This window comes from Candidatus Hydrogenedentota bacterium, assembly GCA_016791475.1.
In the GTDB taxonomy this organism is placed as follows: Bacteria; Hydrogenedentota; Hydrogenedentia; order Hydrogenedentales; family JAEUWI01; genus JAEUWI01.
On sequence record JAEUWI010000315.1, the window covers coordinates 1 to 609 of the forward strand.

Consider the following 609-nt stretch of genomic DNA (forward strand, 5'->3'; position numbering starts at 1 on the left):
CCGGATAAGAAGATTATTTATTTCCTGCGCCGCTTGCCCTCTGATCCACTGTTTGTCGAACTGGATGTCGCCGGTGTCTCGGCGACTCCGGCTGCGGATACTTGGGGGAAGCGCAGTTATGAGAGTCCCTGGGATAGTCCCAAGGAAGGCGACGATGTTTTTGATGTTCATTCACGTTCGGAAGCCATAGGCCTGAACGGCATTCCTTACCGGGAGTGGTGATGATGAACCTATCCGGAACCCGCAAATTCAGAGGGTTTACCTTAATCGAACTGCTGGTGGTTATGGCGATTATCGCGACGTTGTTAAGTATTGTCGCGCCGAAGTATTTTAATTCTATCGATAAAGCCAAAGAAGCCGTGTTACGGCAGGACTTGGGTATCATGCGCAATGCCATTGATCAATTCTATTCTGACTTTGGTAAATATCCCATTGACTTGGCGGAGCTGGTCGACAAACGCTATATGCGCAGCGTGCCGAAAGATCCTTTCACCGAAAGCGATAAAACCTGGATCGAGGTTCCTCCCAAGAACGAGACGGAATCGGGCGTCTATGATGTTTATAGCGGCTACTCGGGAAGAGCGCTGGATGGCTCGTACTATCAAGAAT

Annotated in this window: 2 protein-coding genes; both read left to right on the plus strand. The window is 49.8% G+C overall.

From position 1 onward, the window contains the following. On the plus strand, positions 1–222 hold a 222-nt coding region (locus JNK74_29415; GenBank protein ID MBL7650293.1), incomplete at its 5' end, for a general secretion pathway protein GspG. Then, positions 222–609: prepilin-type N-terminal cleavage/methylation domain-containing protein (locus JNK74_29420; protein ID MBL7650294.1), on the plus strand; the 388-nt coding region annotated here is incomplete at its 3' end. The genes JNK74_29415 and JNK74_29420, both read left to right, overlap by 1 nt.